Source organism: Amorphus sp. 3PC139-8 (genome assembly GCF_040750475.1).
In the GTDB taxonomy this organism is placed as follows: Bacteria; Pseudomonadota; Alphaproteobacteria; order Rhizobiales; family Amorphaceae; genus Amorphus.
The window spans coordinates 1-24,383 of the sequence record NZ_JABJVY010000014.1 but is presented as its reverse complement, the minus strand read 5'-3'; the positions used below and the strand labels follow the sequence as shown (position 1 = coordinate 24,383).

The 24,383-nt window shown below is 64.4% G+C and carries 22 protein-coding genes, 1 tRNA gene and 1 riboswitch; of the genes, 13 read left to right on the top strand and 10 right to left on the bottom strand.

Annotated elements, in window-relative coordinates; all coding sequences use genetic code 11:
• Positions 1–14: 14 nt before the first annotated feature.
• The 4 genes from HNS03_RS14175 to gatB form a co-directional block, all read right to left on the bottom strand.
• On the bottom strand, positions 15–737 hold the full coding sequence (locus tag HNS03_RS14175; protein WP_367196154.1) for a GNAT family N-acetyltransferase: 723 nt from the start codon (positions 735–737) through the stop codon (positions 15–17).
• Positions 734–1,213, bottom strand: coding sequence for a YaiI/YqxD family protein (locus HNS03_RS14170; protein WP_367196249.1), 480 nt, complete (start codon positions 1,211–1,213; stop codon positions 734–736). The genes HNS03_RS14175 and HNS03_RS14170 overlap by 4 nt, the downstream gene beginning before the upstream one ends.
• Before the next feature lie 111 nt (positions 1,214–1,324).
• On the bottom strand, positions 1,325–1,675 hold the full coding sequence (locus HNS03_RS14165) for a hypothetical protein (RefSeq protein WP_367196153.1): 351 nt from the start codon (positions 1,673–1,675) through the stop codon (positions 1,325–1,327).
• A 149-nt stretch (positions 1,676–1,824) separates the two neighbouring features.
• Complete coding sequence (gene gatB, locus HNS03_RS14160) at positions 1,825–3,306, bottom strand: Asp-tRNA(Asn)/Glu-tRNA(Gln) amidotransferase subunit GatB (RefSeq protein ID WP_367196152.1); 1,482 nt, start codon at positions 3,304–3,306, stop codon at positions 1,825–1,827.
• 237 nt (positions 3,307–3,543) lie between these two features.
• Between gatB and HNS03_RS14155 the strand changes: the two genes are divergently transcribed.
• Positions 3,544–3,780, top strand: coding sequence for an Lrp/AsnC ligand binding domain-containing protein (locus tag HNS03_RS14155; RefSeq protein WP_367196151.1), 237 nt, complete (start codon positions 3,544–3,546; stop codon positions 3,778–3,780).
• Between the two features lie 102 nt (positions 3,781–3,882).
• On the opposite strand, the gene thiE is transcribed toward HNS03_RS14155, so the two are convergent.
• From thiE to HNS03_RS14135, 4 genes are all read right to left on the bottom strand, one after another.
• Positions 3,883–4,518, bottom strand: coding sequence for a thiamine phosphate synthase (gene thiE / locus HNS03_RS14150; protein WP_367196150.1), 636 nt, complete (start codon positions 4,516–4,518; stop codon positions 3,883–3,885).
• A gap of 5 nt (positions 4,519–4,523) precedes the next feature.
• Positions 4,524–5,324: a hydroxyethylthiazole kinase gene (gene thiM / locus HNS03_RS14145; RefSeq protein ID WP_367196149.1), complete on the bottom strand. Its 801-nt coding sequence runs from the start codon at positions 5,322–5,324 to the stop codon at positions 4,524–4,526.
• A 107-nt stretch (positions 5,325–5,431) separates the two neighbouring features.
• Positions 5,432–5,536, bottom strand: a riboswitch (TPP riboswitch).
• 79 nt (positions 5,537–5,615) lie between these two features.
• On the bottom strand, positions 5,616–7,022 hold the full coding sequence (gene mgtE, locus HNS03_RS14140; protein WP_367196148.1) for a magnesium transporter: 1,407 nt from the start codon (positions 7,020–7,022) through the stop codon (positions 5,616–5,618).
• 290 nt (positions 7,023–7,312) lie between these two features.
• Complete coding sequence (locus HNS03_RS14135; protein WP_367196147.1) at positions 7,313–7,540, bottom strand: hypothetical protein; 228 nt, start codon at positions 7,538–7,540, stop codon at positions 7,313–7,315.
• A 191-nt stretch (positions 7,541–7,731) separates the two neighbouring features.
• On the opposite strand from HNS03_RS14135, the gene HNS03_RS14130 reads away from it, so the two are divergent.
• Positions 7,732–8,487 carry a SapC family protein gene (locus HNS03_RS14130; RefSeq protein WP_367196146.1) on the top strand — a complete coding sequence of 252 codons (756 nt, stop codon included), beginning with the start codon at positions 7,732–7,734 and terminating at the stop codon, positions 8,485–8,487.
• A 308-nt stretch (positions 8,488–8,795) separates the two neighbouring features.
• Here the strand turns inward: HNS03_RS14130 and HNS03_RS14125 are convergent.
• A tRNA-Leu gene (locus tag HNS03_RS14125) sits at positions 8,796–8,880 on the bottom strand.
• 137 nt (positions 8,881–9,017) lie between these two features.
• On the opposite strand from HNS03_RS14125, the gene lipB reads away from it, so the two are divergent.
• From lipB to glnT, 7 genes are all read left to right on the top strand, one after another.
• Positions 9,018–9,761, top strand: a complete 744-nt coding sequence (gene lipB, locus HNS03_RS14120; RefSeq protein ID WP_367196145.1) for a lipoyl(octanoyl) transferase LipB — start codon at positions 9,018–9,020, stop codon at positions 9,759–9,761.
• 108 nt (positions 9,762–9,869) lie between these two features.
• Positions 9,870–13,313, top strand: coding sequence for a pyruvate carboxylase (gene pyc / locus HNS03_RS14115; protein WP_367196144.1), 3,444 nt, complete (start codon positions 9,870–9,872; stop codon positions 13,311–13,313).
• Between the two features lie 154 nt (positions 13,314–13,467).
• Positions 13,468–14,262, top strand: coding sequence for a MipA/OmpV family protein (locus HNS03_RS14110; protein WP_367196143.1), 795 nt, complete (start codon positions 13,468–13,470; stop codon positions 14,260–14,262).
• 210 nt (positions 14,263–14,472) lie between these two features.
• Positions 14,473–15,372, top strand: coding sequence for an amidophosphoribosyltransferase (locus HNS03_RS14105; RefSeq protein WP_367196142.1), 900 nt, complete (start codon positions 14,473–14,475; stop codon positions 15,370–15,372).
• 5 nt (positions 15,373–15,377) lie between these two features.
• Positions 15,378–16,058 (top strand): protein glxC, encoded by a 681-nt coding sequence (locus HNS03_RS14100; RefSeq protein WP_367196141.1) that lies wholly within the window; start codon positions 15,378–15,380, stop codon positions 16,056–16,058.
• Positions 16,059–16,141: 83 nt separating this feature from the next.
• Complete coding sequence (locus HNS03_RS14095; protein ID WP_367196140.1) at positions 16,142–17,464, top strand: FMN-binding glutamate synthase family protein; 1,323 nt, start codon at positions 16,142–16,144, stop codon at positions 17,462–17,464.
• A 139-nt stretch (positions 17,465–17,603) separates the two neighbouring features.
• Positions 17,604–18,908 (top strand): type III glutamate--ammonia ligase, encoded by a 1,305-nt coding sequence (gene glnT / locus HNS03_RS14090; RefSeq protein WP_367196139.1) that lies wholly within the window; start codon positions 17,604–17,606, stop codon positions 18,906–18,908.
• Positions 18,909–18,920: 12 nt separating this feature from the next.
• On the opposite strand, the gene HNS03_RS14085 is transcribed toward glnT, so the two are convergent.
• Positions 18,921–19,370: a hypothetical protein gene (locus tag HNS03_RS14085; protein WP_367196138.1), complete on the bottom strand. Its 450-nt coding sequence runs from the start codon at positions 19,368–19,370 to the stop codon at positions 18,921–18,923.
• Between the two features lie 221 nt (positions 19,371–19,591).
• Here HNS03_RS14085 and HNS03_RS14080 point away from each other — a divergent pair, with 221 nt between their 5' ends.
• From HNS03_RS14080 to HNS03_RS14065, 4 genes are read left to right on the top strand one after another with little or no spacing between them, the layout of a single operon-like run.
• Positions 19,592–20,797, top strand: coding sequence for an ABC transporter substrate-binding protein (locus HNS03_RS14080; protein ID WP_367196137.1), 1,206 nt, complete (start codon positions 19,592–19,594; stop codon positions 20,795–20,797).
• Positions 20,798–20,843: 46 nt separating this feature from the next.
• Complete coding sequence (locus HNS03_RS14075; RefSeq protein ID WP_367196136.1) at positions 20,844–22,733, top strand: ABC transporter permease; 1,890 nt, start codon at positions 20,844–20,846, stop codon at positions 22,731–22,733.
• Positions 22,730–23,488, top strand: a complete 759-nt coding sequence (locus HNS03_RS14070; protein WP_367196135.1) for an ABC transporter ATP-binding protein — start codon at positions 22,730–22,732, stop codon at positions 23,486–23,488. The genes HNS03_RS14075 and HNS03_RS14070 overlap by 4 nt, the downstream gene beginning before the upstream one ends.
• A gap of 2 nt (positions 23,489–23,490) precedes the next feature.
• Positions 23,491–24,264: an ABC transporter ATP-binding protein gene (locus tag HNS03_RS14065; RefSeq protein WP_367196248.1), complete on the top strand. Its 774-nt coding sequence runs from the start codon at positions 23,491–23,493 to the stop codon at positions 24,262–24,264.
• Positions 24,265–24,383: the final 119 nt, after the last annotated feature.

The following is a 24,383-nucleotide window of genomic DNA, read 5'->3' as shown; positions in this document are numbered from 1 at the left end:
CCTTCGCCGGCATGTTAGCTATGCAGACCGATCAAGTCGGCGAGCGATTGCGTCTGCCGGCCCTGGCCGTCGAAATTCGCCGGGCCGAGCCAAGCTTCGAAGCCGGCGCGCACCGCTGGCCATTCGCTGTCGAGGATGGAGAACCATGCCGTGTCGCGATTTCGGCCTTTGACCACGGCGGCCTGACGGAAGGTTCCTTCATAAGTGAAGCCGTAACGCTCGGCCGCGCGCTTGGAGGCGTCGTTCAGAGCGTTGCATTTCCACTCGTAGCGCCGGTAGCCGAGCTCGTCGAAGGCGCGCCGCATCAGGAGGAATTGGGCCTCCGTTCCCGCGATCGTGCGCTGCAAGGCCGGCGGATAGGCGACGTGGCCGACCTCGATGGAGCCGTTCCTGGTGTCGATGCGCAAATAGCTTGCAAGCCCAAGTGCCTTGCCGGTCGCGGTGTCGACGATGGTGTAAAACAGTGGATCGGAGCCGGTAGCGGCTTCCGCAAGCCACGCGCGATAGAGGTCTTCCTCGACGAACGGTCCGTAGGGAAGGTAGGTCCACATCCGCCCTTCGGTGTCGGCCGAGACGGCGGCGAACAGGTCGCCCGCGTGGCGGTCCGGATCGAGCGGTTCGATGCGACAGATTCGCCCCTCGATCGGCGTGCGCGGCGGATGCGGCCGCTGCTCCCAGCCGGGCACTTCTGCGCCAATCGGCTGGCCGAGCGGGTTGGTCGTCCCATCGTCCGTCATGTCCGTTCACCTTCTCGTTTTGCGCGACGTACCATCTGGTCCAGTGCGTGGAGAAAGCGCGATCGGTCCGTTTTGGCAAAAGACTTGCCGCCGCCGGCCATGGCAAGCGGATTGGAGGCCCGCAGGTCGGCCATCAGGTCGCGCATGCCGAGCATGTTGCCGATATTGGCCGGGGTGAACGGCTCGCCGTTGTGTTTCAGCGCTTGGGAGCCGGCTTCCAGGCACCGTGCCGCGAGCGGAATGTCGCCGGTGACGCAGATGTCTCCGGGACCGATCCGATCGGCGATCCACTTGTCGGCTGCGTCAGGCCCTTCCGGCACCACCACCGTCTTCACCATCGGGTCGCGACTTGGCCGGATGCCACCGTTGGAGACGATGACCACTTGAAGCCCGTGGCGCTCGGCGACCTTCAGCGTTTCCTCCTTCACCGGGCAGGCGTCGGCGTCGATGTAGATGATGCTCATGCGGCCGGTTATGCGCGCCTTGCGAGACGAGGCCAAGTGCCGCGAGCGGTGCGCTCGCTCAGAGAGAACAAAAAAGCGCGCCGGCATGGCCGACGCGCCTGTTCGTTTCAATCGCTACGCCGATCAGCGGCGCGGCGTCACCACATAGAAGCCGGGTACGATCTGCTGCCTCTCGTAGCGCGGCCCGTTTCGATAGCCGTAGGCTGGCGCATGGGCCGGCGGGCCTCGGTGGTAGTGGGGTCGCCGCGGCGGCGGACCCGGATGGCGATACGCATCCCGCTCGTAGCGATGGTGGCCTCCGTGGTCCCTGCCGTGGCGCGGGTCGCGATCGTAACGCGGCGGCGGAGCCTGCCTGGCACGCTGCTGATCGAGCATGATGACCACCGAAGCCGGCGGGTTGTTCTGGGCCGAGGCGGCAATGGGCGCGGCGGCGATGGCTGCGCCAAGTATCAAGGCAAGGTTCATCCGGGACATCGAAGAGTCCTCCTATCCACGCGCCCCTTTGCCGGATCTCTGCAAGCAAAGTCGCAAGGAGCGATTGGATAGAAAAGACGGGACGCAGTCGAATGGTTCCCAATTCAACTGCGACTTCTTTATGGCGCCGGCTGGGCCCAACTCGGGCGCTATTCGACCCCGAGTTTCGCCTTGACGATTTCGTTGACCGCTTTCGGGTTGGCTTTGCCGCCGGTCGCCTTCATGACCTGGCCGACAAACCAGCCGGCCATGGACGGCTTCGCCTTCGCCTGCTCGACCTTGTCCGGATTCGCCGCGATCACCTCGTCGACAGCGGACTCGATCGCGCCGGTGTCGGTCACCTGCTTCAGGCCGCGCTCCTCGACCACCTTGGCGGGATCGCCACCTTCCGACCAAACGATCTCGAACACGTCCTTGGCGATCTTGCCGGAGATCGTCTCGTTGGCGATCAGGTCGATGATGCCGCCGAGCTGGGATGCCGAGATCGGGCTGTCTTCGATGTCGTGGCCTTCCTTGTTGAGGCGACCGAACAGCTCGTTGATCACCCAGTTCGCCGCCAGCTTGGCATCGCGGCCCTCGGCCACCTGCTCGAAATAGGCGGCCGACGCCTTGTCGGAGACCAGCACGCCGGCGTCATAGGCCGTCAGCCCGTAGTCGGCCACAAAGCGCGCCTTCTTGGCGTCCGGCAGCTCGGGCAGGTGGGCCGCCAGATCGTCGACATCGGCCTGGGCGACCACCAGCGGCAGCAGGTCCGGATCGGGGAAGTAGCGATAGTCGTGCGCTTCTTCCTTGGAGCGCATGGAGCGGGTTTCGCCGGTGCGGGCATCGAACAGACGGGTCTCCTGGTCGATGGTGCCGCCGTCCTCCAGGATGCCGACCTGACGCCGCGCCTCGTAGTCGATCGCCTGGCCGGCGAAGCGGATCGAGTTGACGTTCTTGATCTCGCAGCGCGTGCCGAATCCCTCGCCGGGCCGGCGCACGGAGACGTTGACGTCGGCGCGCAGGTTGCCCTTTTCCATGTCGGCATCGGAGGTGCCGAGATAGCGCAGGATGGTGCGCAGCTTGGAGATATAGGCCTTGGCCTCGTCGGCGGAGCGCATGTCCGGCCGCGAGACGATTTCCATCAGCGCCACGCCGGAGCGGTTCAGGTCGACGAAGCTTTTGGTCGGATGCTGGTCGTGCAGCGACTTGCCGGCATCCTGTTCCAGGTGCACGCGCTCGATGCCGACCTCGACCACGGACCCGTCCGGCATGTCGACATAGACGATGCCTTCGCCGACGATCGGGAACTGGTACTGGGAGATCTGATAGCCTTGGGGCAGGTCGGGATAGAAATAGTTCTTCCGGTCGAAGCGTGAGGAGAGGTTGATTTCCGCCTTCAGGCCGAGACCCGTGCGGATCGCCTGGCGCACGCATTCGGCGTTGATCACTGGCAGCATGCCGGGCATCGCCGCATCCACCAGCGAGACGTGGCTGTTGGGATCGCCGCCAAAGGCCGTGGAAGCGCCGGAGAAGAGCTTCGATTCGGACTGGACCTGGGCGTGGACTTCGAGCCCGATCACCAGCTCCCAATCGCCGGTCGCGCCCTTGATGACAGAGCCGCGCCGGGCTTCGCGCACCGCTTCGTTCATGTTCGTCTCAACCGTTCTTTCAGACGCCGCCTGGGCATGCCGTCTTGTGTCGGCGCGCGTCGGCGCCGGATCGTGAAGCTATCGTCTGGGCTATCGGCCGGTCATCGGTCAAGTCCGCCGTGCCGTAAGCCGTCTCGGCGGCCTTGCCCTTCAGGGCGTGATCGGCTTCACTTCGCCGCCTCCACAAGCCGCTGTACCAAGTCCATAGAAGCCCTCGACACGATCCGGAGCCGCGCCATGAAGCCTTTCTTCGTCCTCATCAAATGCGAGCTCGGCAAGGCCTACGAGGTCGCCAATGCGATCGCAGACGCCGAGATCGCCTCGGAGATCTATTCTATCGCCGGCGACTTCGATCTCCTCGTCAAATTCTATCTGGAGGACGGACAGGACGTCGGCAAGTTCATGAACGAGAAGCTTCATGCGATCCCGGGCATCCGCGATACCCGGACGATCATCACGTTCAAGGCGTTCTGAGCAACGCCAGGAAAAGTGGGAACCGGTTTGGCTTTTTGTGTCGCCCACGCCGGCGCGCGGTCGCGCGCTGGCTCCGCTCTCTGATGGACGACGGATCGTTTGCTACCGTCCGCTTTCGAATGCGGCACGCAGTCGGCCGGCGGCAGCGCGGGGATCGTCCGCCAGCGACAGCGCGCTGACAACAGCAATGCCTTCGACGCCGGTGGAGGCCACCTTCGCGGCATTATTCTCACCAATCCCGCCAATGGCACAGGCGCGCACAGGCGCGATTTTGACCGCTTGGCGCGTGCCTTCGATCCCCAGCGCATCGCCGGCATCCGCCTTGGTGGTCGTGACCGCATAGGGGCCGATCCCGACATAGTCGACGTCGACCGGGTTGATCGCCGCCATTTCGGCCTCCGTCACCGCGGAAAGCCCGATGATCGCGTCCGGTCCCAGGATCGCGCGAGCGGCAGACGGCGGAAGATCGCTTTGACCGATATGAACGCCTTCGGCGCCGCTCGCATGAGCGACGTCGACGCGATCGTTGAGGATCAGCGGCACACCGGTGCCGGCGAGAAGCGCTTTCAAGGCGCGCGCCTGTTCCAGAAGCTCGCCGCCGTCGAGGTCGGGATGGCGAAGCTGAACCATCGTGACGCCGCCGGCAACAGCTTCGCGAACGACGGCACAGGTGTGCTCGAAGGACTGGCGGTGGTCGGTCACGAAGTAGAGCGTCAGGTCGAAAGCGGGCTTCGCCATGGCGCTCACTCCACCGAAATCGACGCGTTCGCGGCAAGCATGGTGCGATCGAGCCTGTGCAGCGCGTCGAGCAGGACGGGAGGGAGCGTGCCGGGGCCGTCCACGTGATCGCTGGCATGCTTGCCGGCGGCAGCGAAGGTTGCCAGTGCTGCGGTCGTTGCCCGGAACGGATCGGGCTCCACGGCCAGAAAGCCGCCGATCAGGGCGGTTGCGGCACAGCCGAGCCCCGTTACCTTGGGCATCAGCGCATGGCCGCCGTCGATGCGGGCAAGCCGCTCGCCGTCGGTGACATAGTCGCTGACGCCGGTGATCGCGACGACATGGCCGGTCTGCGCGGCAAGCGCACGTGCGGCATCGAGCGCGGCCTCGGAGCCGTGCTGGCTATCGACGCCGCGGGGGCGGGCGTCGACGCTGCCCGAAAGCGCGATGATCTCGCTGCCGTTGCCCCGGATCGTCGTCGGCTTCAGGCTGACGAGGTCTGCGGCGAGCTGAGTGCGGTAGCGGGTGGCGCCGATGCCGACAGGGTCGAGCGCCCAGGGGATATTTCGCCGGTTCGCCTCACCGGCGGCGAGCTTCATCGCTGCGGCCCAGTCCGCCGATAGGGTGCCGATGTTGACCACCAGCGCGGAGGCCAGGCGGACGAACTCTTCCACCTCGTCGGTCGAATGGACCATGGCGGGTGAGGCGCCCACCGAAAGCAGGGCGTTCGCGGTCGTGTTCATCACCACGAAGTTGGTGATGTTGTGGACCAGCGGCTGGCGCTCGCGGATGCGCCCGACAATGTCCGCGACGTCGTCGATGTTCATGAGAGATCGCCTCCGAAATCAACCGTCCGGGAACTGCGACGGACCCTTCGGATCGACGCGTTGCCCGGCCAGAAAGTGAGGCGAAGGAATTCATCCGAATCGGGAGAAGTCCCGACAGGTGAAGATCCCTTCGCTGGCATGACCCAGATCAGGTTCGACGGGTGCTTCTCAGCCCTCGACACGATGTGCCGAAGGCGCCCCGCTTCACGGACGGCGACAGTGGACCGGGCGCGGCTTGCGCGTCAAGGGGACGGAGTGGATGCGCTGGGCCCCGAGGATGATTCGGGGTGGCTAATAGATGCCGAACCACCAGGCGGCGAGGCCGAGGAAGGCGAGGAAGCCGATGACGTCGGTCAGCGTCGTCAGGAACACCGATGACGCCACCGCCGGGTCGGCGCCAAGCTTGTCCAGCACGATCGGAGTCACCACGCCGAAGAAGCCGGCGCACAGCACGTTGAAGACTAGTGCAGTGGCGATAACCCCGCCGAGCTCCGGGTTCTGAAACCACAATCCGGCAATGAGCCCGACCACGACGGCGACGATCGTGCCGTTTGCGAGCGCGACCAGGATCTCGCGCCCGATGACGCGTGCGGTGTTGCGCGTGGAGATGGATTTGGCAGCGAGCGCGCGCACGGTCACTGTCATCGCCTGAATGCCGGCGTTGCCCCCGATCGAGGCGACGATCGGCATTAGAATCGCCAGCGCCACCATTTGCTGGATCGTGCCGTCGAACAGGCCGATCACCGATGCGGCCAGAAAGGCCGTCGCCATATTGATGAGCAGCCAGGGGATTCGGGTGCGGGCGGTGTAGTAGACCGTGTCCGACAGCTCAGCGTCACCGGCACCGGTGAGGTAGCGAATGTCTTCTTCCGCCTCTTCCTCGATGATGTCGACGATATCGTCGATGGTGAGCACGCCGACCAGGCGGTCGCTTTCGTCAACGACCGCCGCGGAGACGAGGTTGTAGCGCTGGAACACGCGCGCGACTTCCTCCTGGTCCTCCGTTGCCAGCACCGTGTGCGGGGTCTCGTTCATGATTTCGGAGATTCGGGTCGGTCGCGGCGTCCTGAGAAGCCGGTCGAGCGAGACGGTTCCCAGCAGCCGGAAGGCGGGATCGACCACGAAGATCTGGTAGAACGAATCCGGCAGATCGTCCTCTTCGCGCAACGCGTCGATGACCTGGCCGACGGACCAGAATGGCGGCAGCGCGACGAAGTCGGACTGCATGCGCCGGCCGGCCGTCTCCTCCGGGTAGTCGAGGGAGCGGGCCAGCCGATGGCGCTTGGCGAAAGGCAGGCGGGCTAGGATCGCCTGCTTTTCGTCCTCTTCCAGGTCTTCCAGAATGTAGACGGCGTCGTCGGAATCGAGCGCGGCGAGGCCATTCGCCACCGTGTGCGGCGGCAAGTTTTCCAGGATCTGGAGACGGATCGCCTCGTCGAGCTCGGTCAGCGCCGTGTAGTCGAACTCGTCGCCCAGAATCTCGATGTAGCCGAGCCGGAGTTCGGGTGTCAGCGCTGTCAGAAGCTCGCCGACGTCGACCTCGTGCAGCCCTTCCGTGAGCTCTTCCAGCGCGGCACGATCCTCCGAGACGATCGCCGCCTGAACCGCCTCGAGATAGGCCGCGTTCAGATGGCCCTCATCGTCGCGGAAGAGGGGCGCGATCTCGGTCCGGATATCGGCTTCGCTGGCATCTGCCATCAAGCGACCCTTCTGGAACAGCCCACACGGAAACGGCGGGAGTGGCCAAGGACATCGGGAGCGGACGGATTTTCAAGGTTCTAGTTCGTTTCGGCCACGGGTCGAGAGGTGGCAGCGCGAGACGACTGGGGAGACAGTTAGACGATATGATCTGTCGGCGAAATCACCCGCCGGAGAAAAATGGCGTTCGACGAGATCGCCCCGGCTTTTGGCCGGGGCTGTGGATCGAGGCTCCAGGGACGAGAACGTGGCGCGAATTGTTCACGGAACGCGCCCGTCGCCGCGTTTCGTCAGGAGTTATCCCGCTTCGGCTGCTGATTCTCCGGCGTGTCCTGACGCTGCTCCGTCTGAACATATTTGCTGTCGAGACCGCGGCTTTCCGGATGGCGGGACTTGTCTCGATTCGACAAAATCTCGTTTTCGTCGACCATGTCCTTCGGCAGTTCGGTCTCCGCGCCGGAGCCGTCCTGCTTGCCTTTGGCGCCCGGCCCGATGTGTTTTTTCGACGCGTTGGCCATTGGATCTCTCCTTTGGTTTGCGCGACGGTTCGTTCTGGCGGTTGTGTCAGCGATCGAACCGTCTGCCCCGTAAGGGTGTCGAGCGGGAAACGCATGATGGCGCGCTCGAGTTCGCCCCTTTCTGTTGAAGTTGGTGGACCTTAACCCGTCACGGCGCTACGTCCTCGGGTTAGCTGAGGTGGGAGAGATCCATGGCGAACGATTTGCCGTTGTTTTACCGGACGCCGCAGGTGCTGCGGTTTGAGGAACACAAGGACCTGGTTCTGACGCAGGCGCCGGACTTCACGTTTGCGGCTGAAGCCAACGCAATTCCGCTGACAGTTGGCGAGTTCATGCCGGCGGTTCGCAATTTCCCGATCGTGTTCGTGTCGACGGGCGAGACCGTTTCCACGGTTGCCATCACCGGTCTGAAACAGGGGCAGAACTTGTTCGTGAAGCCGGACGGCACGTGGGCTGAAGACGCCTATATCCCGGCCTATCTCCGTCGTTATCCCTTCATCTTCGTCGAAGAGCAGGGGGTTGATCGGCGGATCCTTGCAGTCGACACCGCAAGCGAACGGGTGAAGAAGGCGTCGGAAGCGGAAAACGGCGCCCCATTGTTCACCGATGACGGCAAGGCCGGCGAGGGCGCGCAACCGGCGCTCCAGCTTTGCGAGGCTCTGCGCCTGCAATTTGAGAAGGACGTGGCGTTCTTGAAGGCGCTGGTGGACCAGGATCTCCTAGTGGAACGTCACGCCGACATGGAATTCCCCGACAAGAGCCGCTACCGGCTGAGCGGGATGCGGCTCGTCGATCCCGAGCGCTATCGGGCTCTGCCCGCCGAGACGTTGGCGGAATGGCACAAGTCCGGATGGACGGACGCGATCGCCCTGCATATCGCATCGCAGGGCAACTGGAGCTTGCTGTTGGAGCGCAATCAGAAGCTCACCGGTCTGCAAGCGGCCTGAGCGTTTCCGGGTCACGTGGAAATCGATAGGCCGTCCGGAAACGCGAAAAAACAACAACTTTGACCCATTCCGTGATTCCGGGAAAAGCGGAACGGGTCTGAGCGCAGCCATTGCAGGAAAGCGCGGACAATCTCGCGAGGGTCGGCAAATCTGTTGCCGGCCCTTTTCGCGTTTTGCCGCGACTGGTTACGAAAACGCGCAACCGGCGGTCTCGCCGCAGCCCGGCAGGCCACGCCGGGCTGTCGGGCCCGGAACACATTATGATTTGGGGAACTATCGTCATCATCGGTCCGAGGCCGATGAAGCTATGGTGCGGTCGAGAAGACTCGAACTTCCACGGGTTGCCCCACAGCGACCTCAACGCTGCGCGTCTACCAATTCCGCCACGACCGCACTTTAGCTTGTCGGCGCGGACAGGGCCGGCACCGACGAGCGAGGTGGCATGTAACAAATCGGCGAGGGGGTTTCAAGCAAGCTGGAGGGTCGCCATGATGTATTCTGGAACTTCTTGTGGGTAAGCGAGTGGAATGATGCGCAGTGTGGATGGCGCGGCGGAGGCCTATCTCGCCGGGCTGAAGGCGGAGACCGGAGCGGCACCGGTCGAATGGGTGATTGAGGACGGCCTTGTCGGATACGAGGAGGCGGTCAGCGAAATGGAGCAGCGCGCCGCTGCCATCGCCGATGGCCGGGCTCCGGAGCGGATCTGGTTGGTGGAACATCCGCCGCTCTACACGGCCGGAACGAGTGCGCGCCGGGAAGACTTGGTCGACCCGGATCGCTTTCCGGTCCATTCGGCCGGGCGAGGTGGCCAGTTTACCTATCACGGTCCGGGGCAGCGAGTGGCTTACGTCATGCTCGATCTCGGGCGGCGGACGAAGGACGTGCGCGGTTTCGTCTACGGCCTGGAGCAGTGGCTCATCGATACGCTGTGGGAGTTTCACGTTCGCGGTGAGCGCCGCGCGGACCGGGTTGGCGTCTGGGTGCGACGGCCGGACCGAGGCACGGATGCGGAGGACAAGATTGCCGCGATCGGCATTCGCGTTCGCCGGTGGGTGACGTTTCACGGCGTGGCGCTCAACGTCGATCCGGATCTCGACCACTATGATGGCATCATCGCCTGCGGCGTGCGCGACCACGGTGTGACGAGCCTCGTCGATCTCGGCCATCCGGCGGCGATGGCTGACGTGGACATCGCCCTGAGGGCGCGATTTGAGCCTCTGTTCGGTCCGACGACACGGGTCTATTCCAACCGCTCCGCGTCTGACGCCGCTTGACGGGTTTCGGAGCGAGTAGGATAAACCTATGAATTAGAATACTTTCTTCCTGTTGTTGCGCCGCGAAGGCGATGCCATGATGCGGTGCGACAAGGGGAGGACGAATGAATGGCGATCTCTAAGATCTTGGTTGCGAACCGGTCCGAAATCGCGATCCGCGTGTTTCGGGCGGCGAACGAGCTGGGTCTGGCGACGGTCGCCGTGTTCGCGGAGGAAGACAAGCTCGCGCTGCACCGCTTCAAGGCCGACGAGGCCTATCAAGTCGGGCGCGGGAAAGGGCCGATCGAGGCCTATCTGGACATCGACGACATCATCCGGGTCGCCCGCGAATCGGGCGCCGACGCGATCCATCCAGGCTACGGCTTTCTCTCCGAGAACCCGGATTTCGCCGATGCGTGTGTGGCGGCCGGCCTGATCTTCATCGGGCCGACGGCGGACACTATGCGCGCGCTGGGCGACAAGGTATCCGCTCGCGAAATCGCGATTTCCTCCGGCGTGCCGGTGATGCCGGCCACAGATCCGCTGCCCGACGACCCCGACGAGATCCTGCGGCTTGCCGAGGAGATCGGCCTGCCGGTCATGGTCAAGGCATCCTGGGGCGGCGGAGGACGCGGTATGCGGGTGGTCACCGATGCCGCGAAGCTTGTCGCCGAGGTGACCACCGCAAAACGCGAGGCGAAGGCGGCGTTCGGACGTGACGACGTCTATCTGGAGAAGCTCGTCGAGCGGGCGCGCCATGTGGAGGTCCAGCTCCTCGGCGATTCCCACGACACTCTGGTGCATCTTTTCGAGCGCGACTGCACGGTGCAACGGCGCCATCAGAAAGTGGTGGAGCGCGCCCCCGCGCCCTATGTCGACGAGGGCACACGCGCACTTCTGACCGACTATGCGCTCTCGATCGGGCGGGCGGTGCGCTATCGCGGCGCCGGCACCGTCGAGTTCCTGATGGATGCCGACACCGGCGCGGTCTACTTCATCGAAGTCAATCCGCGCATCCAGGTCGAGCACACGGTGACGGAAGAGGTCACCGGCATCGATATTGTGAAAGCGCAGATTCATATCGCCGATGGCGCGCGGATCGGCGAGCCGGGGTCCGGGGTGCCGCCCCAGGATGAGATCGTGCTGCACGGCCATGCAATCCAGTGCCGGATCACGACGGAAGATCCGGAGGCGAATTTCGTGCCCGACTACGGCCGTATCACCGCCTATCGGGGTGCGACCGGCTTCGGCATCCGACTCGATGGTGGCACCGCCTATTCCGGCGCGGTGATCACCCGCTTCTATGATCCGCTTCTGGAAAAGGTCACCGCCTGGGCCCCCTCGGCGGAAGAGGCGACCCACCGAATGGACCGGGCGCTGCGCGAATTTCGCATCCGCGGCGTCGCCACCAACCTGACGTTCCTGGAAGCCGTGATCTCGCATCCGACCTTCCTGTCGGCGAGCTATACCACGCGCTTTATCGACGAGACCCGCAGCCTGTTCGAGCAGGTGGGACGGCGCGACCGGGCGACCAAGCTTCTGACCTATCTCGCCGACGTTACCGTCAACGGGCATCCGGAAGTCCGCGCTCGGCCGCGGCCGAACCCGGAAGCGGCCCTTCCCGTGCTCCCCGATTTCGGACAGGCGCCTGCGGACGGCACCAAGCAGCGGCTCGATCGCGACGGAGCCGACGCGTTCGCGCACTGGATGCGGGCGGAGGAGCGCGTGCTCGTTACCGACACCACGCTTCGCGATGCCCATCAGTCGCTGTTGGCGACCCGCATGCGCACCATCGACCTTGCGGAAGGCGCGAAGGCCTATGCGCGCGGGCTGCCGGAGCTCCTGTCGCTGGAATGTTGGGGTGGGGCGACGTTCGATGTTGCGATGCGGTTTCTGACTGAGGATCCCTGGGTTCGGCTCGCGCGCATCCGTGAGGCGGCGCCGAATCTGCTCCTGCAAATGCTGCTGCGCGGCGCCAACGGGGTTGGCTACACCAGCTATCCCGACAACGTGGTGCGCTATTTCATCGGCCAGGCCGCAGACGCCGGCATCGATCTCTTCCGGATCTTCGACAGTCTCAACTGGGTGGAAAATATGCGGGTCGCGATTGATGCGGTCTGCGAAAGCGGCAAGCTCGCCGAGGGGGCGATTTGTTACACGGGGGACCTTACCGATCCGTCCCGCCCGACCTACGATCTGGCCTACTATCTGAAGCTTGCCGAAGAGCTGGATCGCGCGGGCTGCCACATCATCGCGATCAAGGACATGGCCGGGCTCTTGAAGCCGGCGGCGGCGCGCGTGCTGGTCAAGGCGCTTCGCGACGTGACCGACAAGCCGATCCATCTCCACACCCACGACACCTCCGGCGCATCGGCGGCGACAGTGCTGGCGTCGGTGGAAGCAGGCGTGGATGCCGTCGATGCGGCGACCGATGCGCTCTCCGGTCTGACCTCCCAGCCATGTCTCGGGTCGATCGTGGCTGCCCTTGCTGGCGGGCCGCGCGAAACCGGCCTCAGCGGCGACGCGATCCGTCGGCTCTCCTTCTATTGGGAAGCCGTGCGCAACCAATATGCCGCGTTCGAGCCGGACCTGAAGGCGCCGGCCTCCGAGGTCTATCTCCACGAAATGCCCGGCGGCCAGTTCACCAATCTGAAGGAGCAGGCCCGTGCGCTTGGCCTGGAACATCGCTGGCACGACGTGGCCAAGACCTACGCTGCCGTGAACGAGATGTTTGGCGATATCGTCAAGGTCACGCCATCGTCGAAGGTGGTGGGAGACATGGCGCTCGCCATGGTGGCTTCGGACCTGACACCGGCGGAGGTGCTCGATCCCGAGCGCGACGTCTCGTTCCCCGATTCGGTGATTCAGTTCTTTCGCGGTGAGCTCGGTCAGCCGCCGAATGGATTTCCGAAAGCCCTTCAGTCAAAGGTGCTGAAAGGCGAGGCGCCGATCACGGAGCGACCTGGCGCGCTGCTTCCGGCGGCCGATCTGGAAGCGCTGCGCCGGGAGGCGAGCGAGAAGGCCGGCCAGCCGATCGATGATACCGATCTCGCTAGCTATCTGATGTACCCGAAGGTTTTTACCGAGTTCGCCAAGACGGAAAACACCTACGGACCGACCGACGTCCTGCCGACGCCGAATTATTTTTACGGCCTTGCCGACGGCGAGGAGGCGTTGATCGATCTGGAACCGGGCAAGACGCTGGTGGTCAGGTGTCTTGCCATTGGCGAGACGGACGACGAAGGCCAGGTGCGCGTGTTTTTCGAGCTGAACGGCCAGCCGCGCACGATCCGGGTGCCGGACCGGGCTCATGGGGCAGGGGCGGCCGGAGCCAAACGCAAGGCTGAGGAAGGCAACGCGACCCATGTTGCTGCGCCTATGCCGGGTGTGGTCGCGACGGTTGCGGTGAAAACCGGCCAAACGATCGCTGCCGGCGATGTGCTCCTGACGATCGAAGCCATGAAGATGGAAACCACGCTGCATGCGGAACGCGCCGGCACCATTTCGGAAATCCTGATCACGCCGGGATCTGCGATCGATGCCAAGGATCTGCTGATCGTGTTTGCCGATTAGGCGCGATCACGACCGCGTTAGCGATGCATAAATGCATCGCCTCGAGAATTGGAGGCGAAAACAGCGGCTTCGGGACTCGCGCCCTCGTGATTTGAGGGGCATAAGAAAATCTGACTTTTAAAGGTACCGAGCTCAGTGCGGAGAGTTGAGCGTGATGCGTAAATCCACCGTCCTTCTTGCCCTCGGCGCGTTCGCGGCGACTGCCGGGTCGGCCATGGCCATGGACGACACGCTGACGGCGGAGCAGGCCGGTCGCAACGACATCGTGTTCGATCTCGGTGTCGGCGCGCAGGTGCAGCCGAAATTCGCCAGTTCCGACGACTATATCGTGCTGCCTTATCCGCTGTTCGCGGTGAGCTACCTGAAGCTCCCGGTGTTCGGCGAACTGGTATCGGCGCCGAAGCGGGCTTTTTCGCTCTATCCCTCGATCAACTTCGTGGGCTCGCGGTCGTCCGACGATGCCTCCTACCTTAAGGGCATGGACGACGTCGACTTCGCCTTCGAATTGGGCCCAGGCATCGCTTACCGCTACAACATGTTCCGCGCCTTCGCGGAGGTGCGATACGGCTTCACCGGCCACAACGGCATCGTCGGTAGCGCCGGCCTCGACCTGGTGCTCGACCCGATGGAGCGTATCCAGGTCTCGTTTGGCCCGCGGGTCGGGTTCGCCAACGACGAATATGTCGAGACCTATTTCGGCGTGAGCGCGGCCGAAGCCAACACCTCCGCCTTCAACCAGTACGATCCGTCCGGTGGCTTCACCGATGTCGGGCTCGGCGGCCGGATCAGCTACGACTGGACCGAGAAGGTCAAGCTGCACCTGCAGGCCGACTACACCCGCTATATCGGCGACGTAGCCGATTCGCCGGTGGTGGAAGCCGGCAGCGAAGACCAGTTCTCGGTCGGAGTCGGCATCACCTACCGCTTCGGCGCGGATCTCTTCGACTGATCGGGCGACAAACGGCTCACTTTTCATCTTTGAACTGCGACATGGCACCCCGGGATTTCCCGGGGTGTTTTCGTTTGGAGTGGGCATCCCGAGAGTCGGGCAGCGACAGATGTGCTTCCTCGATAATTTCCTTATAAGAAAACTTGTATCCTTATAGGCAATGTGCTTCTGTGTGGCGCGCGTCATCAACCGGCAGCGAGCGAGCGTCCCATGTGCGGCATTGTCGGCCTTTATCTGAAAAATCCTGAGCTGCGAGGCGAGCTCGGTGCCCTGTTCTCGCCGATGCTGATCGAGATGTCGGGCCGGGGTCCCGACTCCGCCGGCATCGCGGTCTATCGCGGCGAGGAAGAGGGGGCGGCGAAGGTTGTCGCCTATCATCCCGATCTGGATTTCGGCTGGCAGGCGCTTGCCGGTGAACTGGCAGATGCGCTCGGCGCCCCGGTGTCGGCGACCCAGGTGGCGAACCACGCAATCCTAGCCGGTGGGGCGTCCCCGATGGTGCTGAGGGATGCGGTATTTGCCCAGTCCGCCGGCGTGCGCGTGATGAGCGCTGGCCGCTCGCTGGAGATCTACAAGGACATCGGCCTGCCGAAGGATGTGCTTCAGCGTTTCCTGGTGCAGGGCATGGCGGGCAGCCACGCCGTCGGCCACACGCGGATGGCGACGGAGAGTGCGGTTTCGACAGAGGGGGCGCATCCCTTCAACACCGGTGACGATCTCTGCCTGGTGCACAACGGCTCGCTCTCCAACCACAATGGCCTGCGGGAGTGGCTTGCTACCCATAAGGGCATCCCGTTCCAGACCGACAACGACTCCGAAGTCGCCGCCGCCTATCTGACCTGGCGGTTGTCGGAAGGCGCGAACCTCGCGGAGGCGTTGGAAGCCGCGCTTGTCGATCTCGACGGTTTCTACACCTTCGCGATTGGGACAAAGGACGGCTTTGCCGTGCTGCGCGACCCGATCGCCTGCAAGCCGGCCGTTATGGCCGAGACCGACGATTGGGTGGCGATGGCCTCGGAGTTCCGAGCGCTCGCCGGTCTGCCGGGTATCGAGACCGCCACGGTATGGGAACCGCGGCCCGCCACCGTCTACGCTTGGGGACGAGCCTGACAGCCATGGATGCGATCGATCTCGCCACGACCACCACAAGGGACTTGAACGCCCGCCTGCAGGCGGAGGCTCCGCGTTCGAATGCGGCCTACGAGGTGCTGCATCCGGGCGGGCGCCATGCGCTTGCCTGCGGCCTGACGGCGCCGATCGCCGTCACCCTGCGCGGTCATGTCGGCTACTACTGCGCCGGCATGAACCAGAACGCGACCGTCACGGTCGAGGGCAATGCCGGGGTCGGGGTTGCGGAGAACATGATGTCCGGCCTGGTCCGGGTGAAGGGCGACGCCAGCCAATCTGCCGGGGCCACCGGCCATGGCGGGCTGCTGGTGATTGAAGGCTCGGCCTCGGCACGCTGCGGCATCTCCATGAAGGGGATCGACATCGTGGTGAAGGGTTCGGTCGGCCACAACTCCGCCTTCATGGCCCAGGCCGGCCGGCTGGTGGTCTGCGGCGATGCGGAGGATGGGCTCGGCGACAGCCTTTACGAGGCCGTCATCTACGTCGCCGGCAAGACCGGCAAGCTCGGCGCTGACTGCGAGGAGCAGGAGATGACCGAGGACGACCGCAAGACGGTTGCGGAACTGCTTGCCCGCGCGGGCCTCACCGGTGATCCGGCGAGCTTCCGCAGGTTCGGCTCCGCTCGCCAGCTCTACAATTTCAAGATCGACAACGTCGGCAGCTACTGACGGCCGACCGTTTGCATGATCGCAGATGCCAAGATCGAACGGCTGGCTCTCCCGGAGTGGGCGCCGGCCTGGAAGGATCGATGATGACCAAGCCTGCGCCTCATCTCAGGGAATCCCATCTCTTCGACCGCGCCGCGATCCACGAGATCCAGCGCGCGGCGAACGAGGGCATCTATCGTATCCGCGGCTTCGGCGCGAAGCGGGCGGTGCCGCATTTCGACGATCTGGTGTTCTTGGGCGCCAGCATGTCGCGCTATCCGCTGGAAGGCTATCGGGAGCGCTGCGACACCGACGTGGTGCTTGGCTCGCGCTTCGCCAAGAAGCCGCTGCACCTGCAAATTCCGATCACCATCGCCGGCATGAGCTTCGGCTCCCTGTCGGCGCGGGCCAAGGAGGCCCTGGGGCGCGGGGCGAACGAGGTCGGTACCTCCACCACCACCGGCGACGGCGGCATGACCGACGAGGAGCGCGGGCATTCGAACCAGCTCGTCTATCAGCTTTTGCCGTCGCGCTACGGCATGAACCCGGACCATCTCAGAAAAGCAGATGCGATCGAGGTGGTGGTGGGGCAGGGCGCCAAGCCCGGTGGCGGCGGTATGCTGCTCGGCCAGAAGATCACCAAGCGCGTTGCCGAAATGCGCACGCTGCCCGAAGATATCGACCAGCGTTCCGCTTGCCGCCATCCCGATTGGACCGGGCCGGACGACCTGGAGATCAAGATCGAGGAGCTGCGCGAGCTGACCGGCTGGGAAAAGCCGATCTACGTAAAGGTCGGTGCGACGCGGACCTACTACGACACGCTGCTGGCCGTGAAGTCCGGCGCGGATGTCGTCGTGGTGGATGGCATGCAGGGCGGCACTGCGGCGACGCAGGAGTGCTTCATCGAGCACGTGGGAATCCCGACCCTGCCGGCGGTGCGGCTTGCGGCGGATGCGCTGAAGGAGCTCGGCGTTCACCGGCGCGGTGTGCAGCTCATCGTGTCGGGGGGCATCCGCACCGGCGCTGATGTGGCCAAGGCGATCGCGCTCGGTGCCGATGCCGTCTCCATCGGCACGGCGGCGCTGATCGCGCTCGGCGACAACCGGCCGGACCTGGAAGACGAGTACGAGAAGATCGGCACCGCCGCGGGCTTCTACGAGGACTGGCAGGCCGGCAACGATCCCGCCGGCATCACAACCCAGAACCCCGAGCTGGAGAAACGGCTGGACCCGGTCAAGGCCGGTCATCGACTGGCGAACTATCTCCGCGTGCTCACGCTGGAGGCACAGACGCTCGCCCGGGCCTGCGGCAAAAGCCACATCCATCATCTGGAGCCGGAAGACCTGCAGGCGCTCACGATTGAAGCCGCCGCCATGGCTCGGGTGCCGCTTGCCGGTACGGGTTGGATCCCCGGACAAGGGTTCTGAGCGCTACAAGGCGAAGCGGAAGCCGCTTTGCCGTCCGAAGTTGCGGCAAAGGGCCGGAGAAGCCCTGCGTCAACCAGACCAACCAATCCCTTCCTCCACTCCCGCGAAGACCGAACCCAATCCAGAGGACCTTGAGACCATGACCGACCTCGCCGCGTTCGCCCGCGAGAAGGGCGTCAAATATTTCCTCATAAACTTCACCGACCTGCGCGGCGTGCAACGGTCAAAGCTGGTTCCTGCGACGGCGATCGGGGCCGTGCAGAAGAACGGGGCCGGATTTGCCGGTTTTGCGACTTACCTGGACATGTCGCCGGCCGATCCGGACATGTTCGCCGTTCCCGATGCGACGACGGTGATCCAGCTCCCCTGGAACCCGGAGGTCGCCTGGGTCGCGAGCGATCTCGTCATGGATGGCAAACCCGTGGAGCAGGCGCCCCGGCGGGTCTTGGCGACGCTTCTCGACGAGGCGGCGCGCCGCGGCTATCGCATGATGGCCGGCGTGGAGGCCGAATATCACCTGATCGATCCGTCAGGCGACGCGATTTCCGATCCCCGCGATGTGGACGCCAAGCCCTGCTATGACCAGTCGGCGGTGATGCGGCGTTACGACGTCGTGTCGGAGATCTGTGATGCGATGATTTCGCTCGGCTGGGCGCCGTACCAGAACGACCACGAGGACGCCAACGGCCAGTTCGAAATGAACTGGGACTATGCCGATGCCATGGTCACTGCCGATCGGCACGCCTTCTTCAAGTTCATGGTGAAGTCGATTGCGGAAAAGCACGGCCTGCGTGCGACCTTCATGCCGAAGCCGTTTGCGGATCTCACCGGCAATGGCTGCCATGCCCATGTCTCGGTCTGGGACCGGGAGGGGGCGACCAACCTATTCCTGGATGAGGGCCATGATCTCGGCCTCTCCGCGCTGGCGCTTTCCTTCCTTGGGGGCGTTCTGGCCCACGCGGAAGGCATCTGTGCGCTCTCCAATCCGACGGTCAACAGCTACAAGCGCATCAACGCGCCGGTGACCGCTTCCGGGGCCACCTGGTCGCCGAATTCCATCACCTGGACTGGCAACAATCGAACCCACATGGTGCGTGTGCCCGATCCGGGCCGGTTCGAGTTCCGCTTGCCGGATGGCTCCGCCAATCCGTATTTGATGCTGGCGGCGTTCCTGGCTGCTGGCCTAAACGGGATCGATGGCTCCGCCGATCCGGGGGCACCGTTGCTCGACGTCAATATGTACACCGACGGACACACGGTGGAGGCGCGCAAACTGCCGCTCTATCTGATCGACGCGATCCGTGCGTTCGATGCCGACGGGGCCTTGAAGGAGCGGCTCGGCGGGGACTTTTCCTCCTCCTACGTGAAGATGAAGATGGCGGAGTGGACGGATTATTCGCGCCACTTGACCGATTGGGAACGCCACCAGACGTTGGATTGTTAAAACTCTTTTCCCTCACGCCGAGTTCGCTTCGCTCACCGGCTCCGGGTGGGCGGCCAAGTGTGGCCGGCGCGCGGTCGCGCGCTGGTGGAGAGCAAAGCCAGGAAAAGTGCGCAGCGGTTTTCCGTCCGGCTTTGCGGAGGAAAAGCCAAAGCCAGGAAAAGTGCGCAGCGGTTTTCCGTCCGGCTTTGCGGAGGAAAAGCCAAAGCCAGGAAAAGTGCGCAGCGGTTTTCCGTCCGGCTTTGCGGAGGAAAAGCCAAAGCCAGGAAAAGTGCGCAGCGGTTTTCCGTCCGGCTTTGCGGAGGAAAAGCCAAAGCCAGGAAAAGTGCGCAGCGGTTTTCCGTCCGGCTTTGCGGAGGAAAAGCCAAAGCCAGGAAAAGTGCGCAGCGGTTTTCCGTCCGGCTTTGCGGAGGAAAAGCCAAAGCCAGGAAAAGTGCGCAGCGGTTTTCCGTCCCTTCCTCCCATGCGTCAAAGCTCAGCATGCTCTCCCGTCTTGGCGAAGCCCTGCCGGGTGTGCATTGCTGGGTCCCGGTGGGGGCCTTGCAAGCGGTTCGCGACTTGGGGATGCTCAATCTGAGCATATGTCCGGACCAAGAGAGCATGTGAGAGTGGTTTCCGGCGCATGACATGGGGTCCGACGAACAATCGGCAGCGGCCGACTTGTCGGCGGATAGGGAGAGAACATCATGACGGCACGCATTCGCATCGCAGCCTTTGCGGCGGCGGCGCTAACGCTCGCGGCCACGGGGGCGAGCGCGGCAGACGACACGATCAAGATCGGAGAGCTTAACAGCTACAAGGCGATACCGGCGTTTCTTGAACCTTATTCGAAGGGCATGGAGCTCGCTGTCGAGGAGGTCAATGCCGCTGGTGGCGTGTTGGGCAAGCCGCTGGAAGTGATCGCCCGCGACGATGGAGCCACGCCAGGCGATGCCGTGCGGGCCGCCGATGAGCTGGTTGCGCGCGAGGGTGTCGATGTCCTCGCCGGTACCTTCCTTTCCAATATCGGTCTTGCCGTGTCGGAATATGCCAAGCGGCGCAAAGTGTTCTTCCTGGCTTCCGAGCCTCTGAGCGATAAGCTCACCTGGGAGAACGGCAACCGCTATACCTTCCGTCTTCGGCCTTCGACCTACATGCAGGTTGCCATGCTGATGGACGCGGTGGAACAGTCCGGCGCCAAACGCTGGGCGCTGGTCTACCCGAACTACGAATATGGCACCTCGGCCGCAGAGACCTTCAAGGAGCTCCTGAAGGAACGTGTGCCGGACGCGGAGATCGTTAGCGAACAGGCGCCGCCCTTGCGCAAGATCGATGCCGGCGCCGTGGTCCAGGCAATCGCCGACAGCAATCCGGACGGCATCTTCAACGTCCTGTTCGCCGGAGATCTCGCGCAGTTCGTGCGCGAAGGCCAGACGCGCGGTCTTTTCGACGAGACGGCGGTCGTGAGCTTGCTCACTGGCGAGCCGGAATATCTCGATCCGCTTGGCGCAGACACGCCGACCGGCTGGGCCGTGACCGGCTATCCCTGGTATGGGATAGAAACGTCCGCTCACGACGCGTTCCTGGTGGCGTATCGCGATAAGTTCGACACCTATCCGCGGCTTGGCTCCGTGGTGGGTTATTCCACCATCAAGGCGCTGGCGGCAGGCATCGAGAAGGCTGGAAGCACGGACACCGAAGCGCTGATCAAGGCCTTCGAGGGACTGCAAGTGGAAACGCCGTTCGGCGAGATTTCCTTCCGCCCGGTCGACCACCAGTCGACGCTCGGAGCCTATGTCGGGAGCCTGGATTTGGTCGACGGCAAGGGCCGGATGGTCGATTTCCGCTATGTTGCCGGCGACGAGGTGCTGCCGGACGATGAAACGGTGCGCAAACTCAGGCCGGCCGACTGAAGCCGGCTCGGCACCGGGCCGAATTTCCGGCGGCGCCTGAACGCCGATGACGCTCGACGGCCTCCTGTTCCAAGCTCTCAATGGGCTGGCGCAAGCGTCCACCTTGTTCATGGTGGCCGCCGGGCTGTCGCTCGTCTTCGGCGTGACGCGAATCGTCAATCTCGCCCACGGCTCGTTCATGATGCTGGGGCTCTACGCGGCCTGGTCGTTTGCGACCGCCATCGGTGGCGTACTTGGGTTCTGGGGCGGCCTCGTCGCGTCCGCGCTCGCGATTGCGCTGCTGGGCGCGGTAATCGAAATTCTGGTGCTGCGCCGGCTTTATCGGGCACCGGAGCTGTTCCAGCTTCTTTCCACCTTTGCCGTGCTTCTGGTCCTCAATGATGCCGCCTTGGCGATCTGGGGTCCGGAAGATCTGTTGGGACCGCGCGCGCCAGGTTTGACCGGCGCGGTGACGATCCTGGGTCGGCGCTTTCCGAGCTACGATCTGTTTCTGATCGCCGTCGGTCCCGTCGTGCTGCTCGGACTCCATCTTCTCGTGACCAAAAGCCGTTTCGGCCGCCTCATTAGGGCGGCGACGGAAGACCGGGAAATGGTGGCGGCCCTGGGCGTGAATCAGGCGTTGCTCTTCACGGCCGTGTTCGCGCTTGCCGCGGGTCTCGCCGGGTTCGCAGGCGCGGTCCAGCTACCGCGCCAGCCGGCGACGTTGACCCTCGACCTCGATGTCATCGCTGATGCTTTCGTGGTCACGGTCGTTGGGGGAATGGGCTCGCTACCGGGCGCGTTTCTCGCCGCGATCCTGATTGCGGAGATCAAGGCACTTTGCATCGGCATTGGCCGGATCGAGCTGTTCGGGATGGCGGTGAACGTCTCCAAGTTCACTTTGGTCGCCGAATTCGTCGTCATGGCGGTGGTGCTGGTGATCCGGCCTTACGGGCTTCTCGGAGCGCCTCCGGCCCCGGTGCGGGCACCGGGCGAACCCGAGGCGCCGCTACGTCCGGCCTCCCTGCCGCTGCGTGCGGCCGCGCTGGTTGTCGTCGCGGCCCTGGCGATGCTGCCGGTCGCCGCCGCCGATGCGCCTTATGCCCTGGTGCTCGGCACCGATATTCTGATCGCCGTCCTGTTCGCGGCCAGCCTGCATTTTATCATGGGGCCGGCGGGGCTTCATTCGTTCGGCCATGCCGCCTATTTCGGCCTTGGCGCCTATGCCAGCGCGATCGCCGTTACCAAGCTCGGCCTTGGCATGGGTCCGGCCATGTTTCTCGCGCCGGTGGCCGGCGGGCTCGGTGCGGTGCTGTTCGGCTGGTTCTGCGTGCGTTTGTCTGGCGTCTATCTGGCGATGTTGACGCTCGCTTTCGCCCAGATCGTCTGGTCGATCCTCTACCAATGGGAGGATGTGACAGGCGGCTCCAACGGTCTGTTCGGGGTGTGGCCGGCAGCTCCCTTCGATAGTCGCGCCGGCACCTATCTTCTGGCCCTGGCGGTCACAGTTGGCGGGCTTCTTTGTCTGAGGGCCGTGGTGTTTTCGCCTTTCGGCTATGCCATGCGCGCCGGGCGCGACTCGCCGCTGCGGGCCGAGGCGATCGGCATCGATGTGGTCCGGATCCACTGGTTCGCCTTCATCCTGGCGGGCGCGGCGGCGGGGCTCGCAGGCGCGCTGTTTGCCTTCGCCAAGGGCTCGGTCTCGCCGGAGATCGCCTCGATCGCAAAGTCGGTCGATGGCCTCGCCATGGTGCTCCTGGGCGGGATTCAGTCGCTGGCCGGCCCGATCGTCGGTGCGACCGCCTTTACCTGGCTCGCCGACACGGTGTCGCGTTTGACCGATTATTGGCGGGCGGCCCTTGGCGGAATCCTGCTGGTGATCGTGCTGTTCCTGCCCGGTGGGATCATGGGCGGGATGGCCGCGCTTTCCCGGTTCAAACCGCGGAGGGCGCGATGAGCGTGCTTGCGGTCGAGCATCTCACCAAACGCTTCGGTGGCGTCATCGCGCTCGAGGACGTGAGCTTTTCGGTCGAAGCCGGCGAAGTCGTGGCCCTGATTGGGCCGAACGGGGCCGGCAAGTCGACTTGCTTCAACATCGTCAACGGCCAGCTTGCCGCCGATGCGGGCGAGGTCCGGTTGTTCGGCGCGCGCGTCGGGGGATTGCCGCCACGCGCGCTTTTTCGCCAAGGCGTGGGGCGGACCTTCCAGATCGCCGCGACCTTCCCGACCATGACCGTCGTCGAAAATGTTCAGATGGCGCTCGTCTCGGCGGCGCGCGCCATTCGCTGGCCCGCCTTCGCCAGCCTGCCGCGTCAAAAGCGCGATGAAGCGCAGGCGCTGCTCGCCCGCGTCGGCCTTGCCGATGCCGCCGATCGGCCCGCCCGTGCGCTCGCCTATGGCGACGTTAAGCGCTTGGAACTTGCCGTGGCGCTTGCCGGCCGGCCGCGCCTGCTTCTGATGGACGAACCCGCCGCCGGCATGGCGCCGAACGAACGCGCCGCCTTGGTGACGCTGACCCGCGACGTGGTCGCCGAGGGCGACGTTGCGGTGCTTTTCACCGAGCATTCGATGGACGTCGTGTTCGCCTTTGCCGACCGTATTCTCGTGCTTGCCGCCGGACGGTTGATCGCCAGCGGCACGCCGGAGGAAATCCGCGCCGACCCGCATGTCCAGGCCGTCTATTTGGGCGGTCCGGAGGAGGCGGAGACATGAGCATGATCGACGGGGAGCCGGATGCGGGCGGCACACCGGTGTCCCCGTCTGCGCGTTCCGCTCTTGAGGTGAAGGCGCTTTCCGCCTGGTACGGCGCGGCGCAGATCCTGTTTGACGTGTCGCTCACGGTTGGCAGGGGCGAGGTCGTTGCCCTGATGGGTCGCAACGGCGCCGGCAAGTCGACCACGCTCAAGTCGATCATGGGCCTGGTCGACCGCAGACGCGGCGACATCCGCTTTCTGGGCCAGGCAATCGACACTTTGCCGCCCCATCGCATCGCACGGCTTGGGCTGGGCTATGTCCCGGAGGAGAGGCGCATCTTCACCGGCCTCACGCTGGAGGAGAACCTCGACATCGGCCGCCACCCCCCGCGCACTTGGCCGGATGGCAGCTCCGCGCCGGTCTGGACGCCGGAGACATTGTTTCGGTTGTTTCCGAACCTGGCTCGAATGCCCGGTCGACGCGGCGGCGCCATGTCGGGCGGCGAACAGCAGATGCTCTCGGTCGCGCGCACGCTCATGGGCAATCCACTGCTTCTCCTGCTCGACGAACCGTCGGAGGGCGTCGCGCCGCTGATCGTGAAGGAGATGGCGGAAACGGTCGGGGCGCTCAAGGCGGAGGGCCTATCGGTGCTGCTGTCGGAACAGAATTTGGAGTTCGCCCGAACCGTCGCCGACCGCGTGATCTTGTTGGAGCAGGGTCGCGTCGCCTACAGCGGCACGATGGCCGCTTTCGCCGACGACGCCGAGGCCCAGGCCCGCTATCTCGGTGTGTGAAGGTTTACGGCGCTAGAGCGTGTCATTTTGTGACGGAAGCGTATCCTGCGTTTTGGAAGTAGTTGGCGCATTCGTCGGATGGGATGGTCTGGACGAGATGCCCGACGTGACGCCATGTG

Excerpts from the sequence above, each read along its gene's own strand:
- HNS03_RS14175 (WP_367196154.1), bottom strand. The coding sequence starts at position 737 with ATGACGGACGATGGGACGACCAACCCGCTCGGCCAGCCGATTGGCGCA.
- HNS03_RS14130 (WP_367196146.1), top strand. The coding sequence starts at position 7,732 with ATGGCGAACGATTTGCCGTTGTTTTACCGGACGCCGCAGGTGCTGCGG.
- HNS03_RS14110 (WP_367196143.1), top strand. The coding sequence starts at position 13,468 with ATGCGTAAATCCACCGTCCTTCTTGCCCTCGGCGCGTTCGCGGCGACT.
- HNS03_RS14070 (WP_367196135.1), top strand. The coding sequence starts at position 22,730 with ATGAGCGTGCTTGCGGTCGAGCATCTCACCAAACGCTTCGGTGGCGTC.
- HNS03_RS14080 (WP_367196137.1), top strand. The coding sequence starts at position 19,592 with ATGACGGCACGCATTCGCATCGCAGCCTTTGCGGCGGCGGCGCTAACG.
- glnT (WP_367196139.1), top strand. The coding sequence starts at position 17,604 with ATGACCGACCTCGCCGCGTTCGCCCGCGAGAAGGGCGTCAAATATTTC.
- HNS03_RS14105 (WP_367196142.1), top strand. The coding sequence starts at position 14,473 with ATGTGCGGCATTGTCGGCCTTTATCTGAAAAATCCTGAGCTGCGAGGC.
- HNS03_RS14165 (WP_367196153.1), bottom strand. The coding sequence starts at position 1,675 with ATGTCCCGGATGAACCTTGCCTTGATACTTGGCGCAGCCATCGCCGCC.
- gatB (WP_367196152.1), bottom strand. The coding sequence starts at position 3,306 with ATGAACGAAGCGGTGCGCGAAGCCCGGCGCGGCTCTGTCATCAAGGGC.
- lipB (WP_367196145.1), top strand. The coding sequence starts at position 9,018 with ATGCGCAGTGTGGATGGCGCGGCGGAGGCCTATCTCGCCGGGCTGAAG.
- HNS03_RS14075 (WP_367196136.1), top strand. The coding sequence starts at position 20,844 with ATGACGCTCGACGGCCTCCTGTTCCAAGCTCTCAATGGGCTGGCGCAA.
- HNS03_RS14095 (WP_367196140.1), top strand. The coding sequence starts at position 16,142 with ATGACCAAGCCTGCGCCTCATCTCAGGGAATCCCATCTCTTCGACCGC.
- thiE (WP_367196150.1), bottom strand. The coding sequence starts at position 4,518 with ATGGCGAAGCCCGCTTTCGACCTGACGCTCTACTTCGTGACCGACCAC.
- HNS03_RS14065 (WP_367196248.1), top strand. The coding sequence starts at position 23,491 with ATGATCGACGGGGAGCCGGATGCGGGCGGCACACCGGTGTCCCCGTCT.
- mgtE (WP_367196148.1), bottom strand. The coding sequence starts at position 7,022 with ATGGCAGATGCCAGCGAAGCCGATATCCGGACCGAGATCGCGCCCCTC.
- HNS03_RS14100 (WP_367196141.1), top strand. The coding sequence starts at position 15,378 with ATGGATGCGATCGATCTCGCCACGACCACCACAAGGGACTTGAACGCC.
- HNS03_RS14085 (WP_367196138.1), bottom strand. The coding sequence starts at position 19,370 with ATGGGAGGAAGGGACGGAAAACCGCTGCGCACTTTTCCTGGCTTTGGC.
- HNS03_RS14135 (WP_367196147.1), bottom strand. The coding sequence starts at position 7,540 with ATGGCCAACGCGTCGAAAAAACACATCGGGCCGGGCGCCAAAGGCAAG.
- HNS03_RS14155 (WP_367196151.1), top strand. The coding sequence starts at position 3,544 with ATGAAGCCTTTCTTCGTCCTCATCAAATGCGAGCTCGGCAAGGCCTAC.
- pyc (WP_367196144.1), top strand. The coding sequence starts at position 9,870 with ATGGCGATCTCTAAGATCTTGGTTGCGAACCGGTCCGAAATCGCGATC.
- thiM (WP_367196149.1), bottom strand. The coding sequence starts at position 5,324 with ATGAACATCGACGACGTCGCGGACATTGTCGGGCGCATCCGCGAGCGC.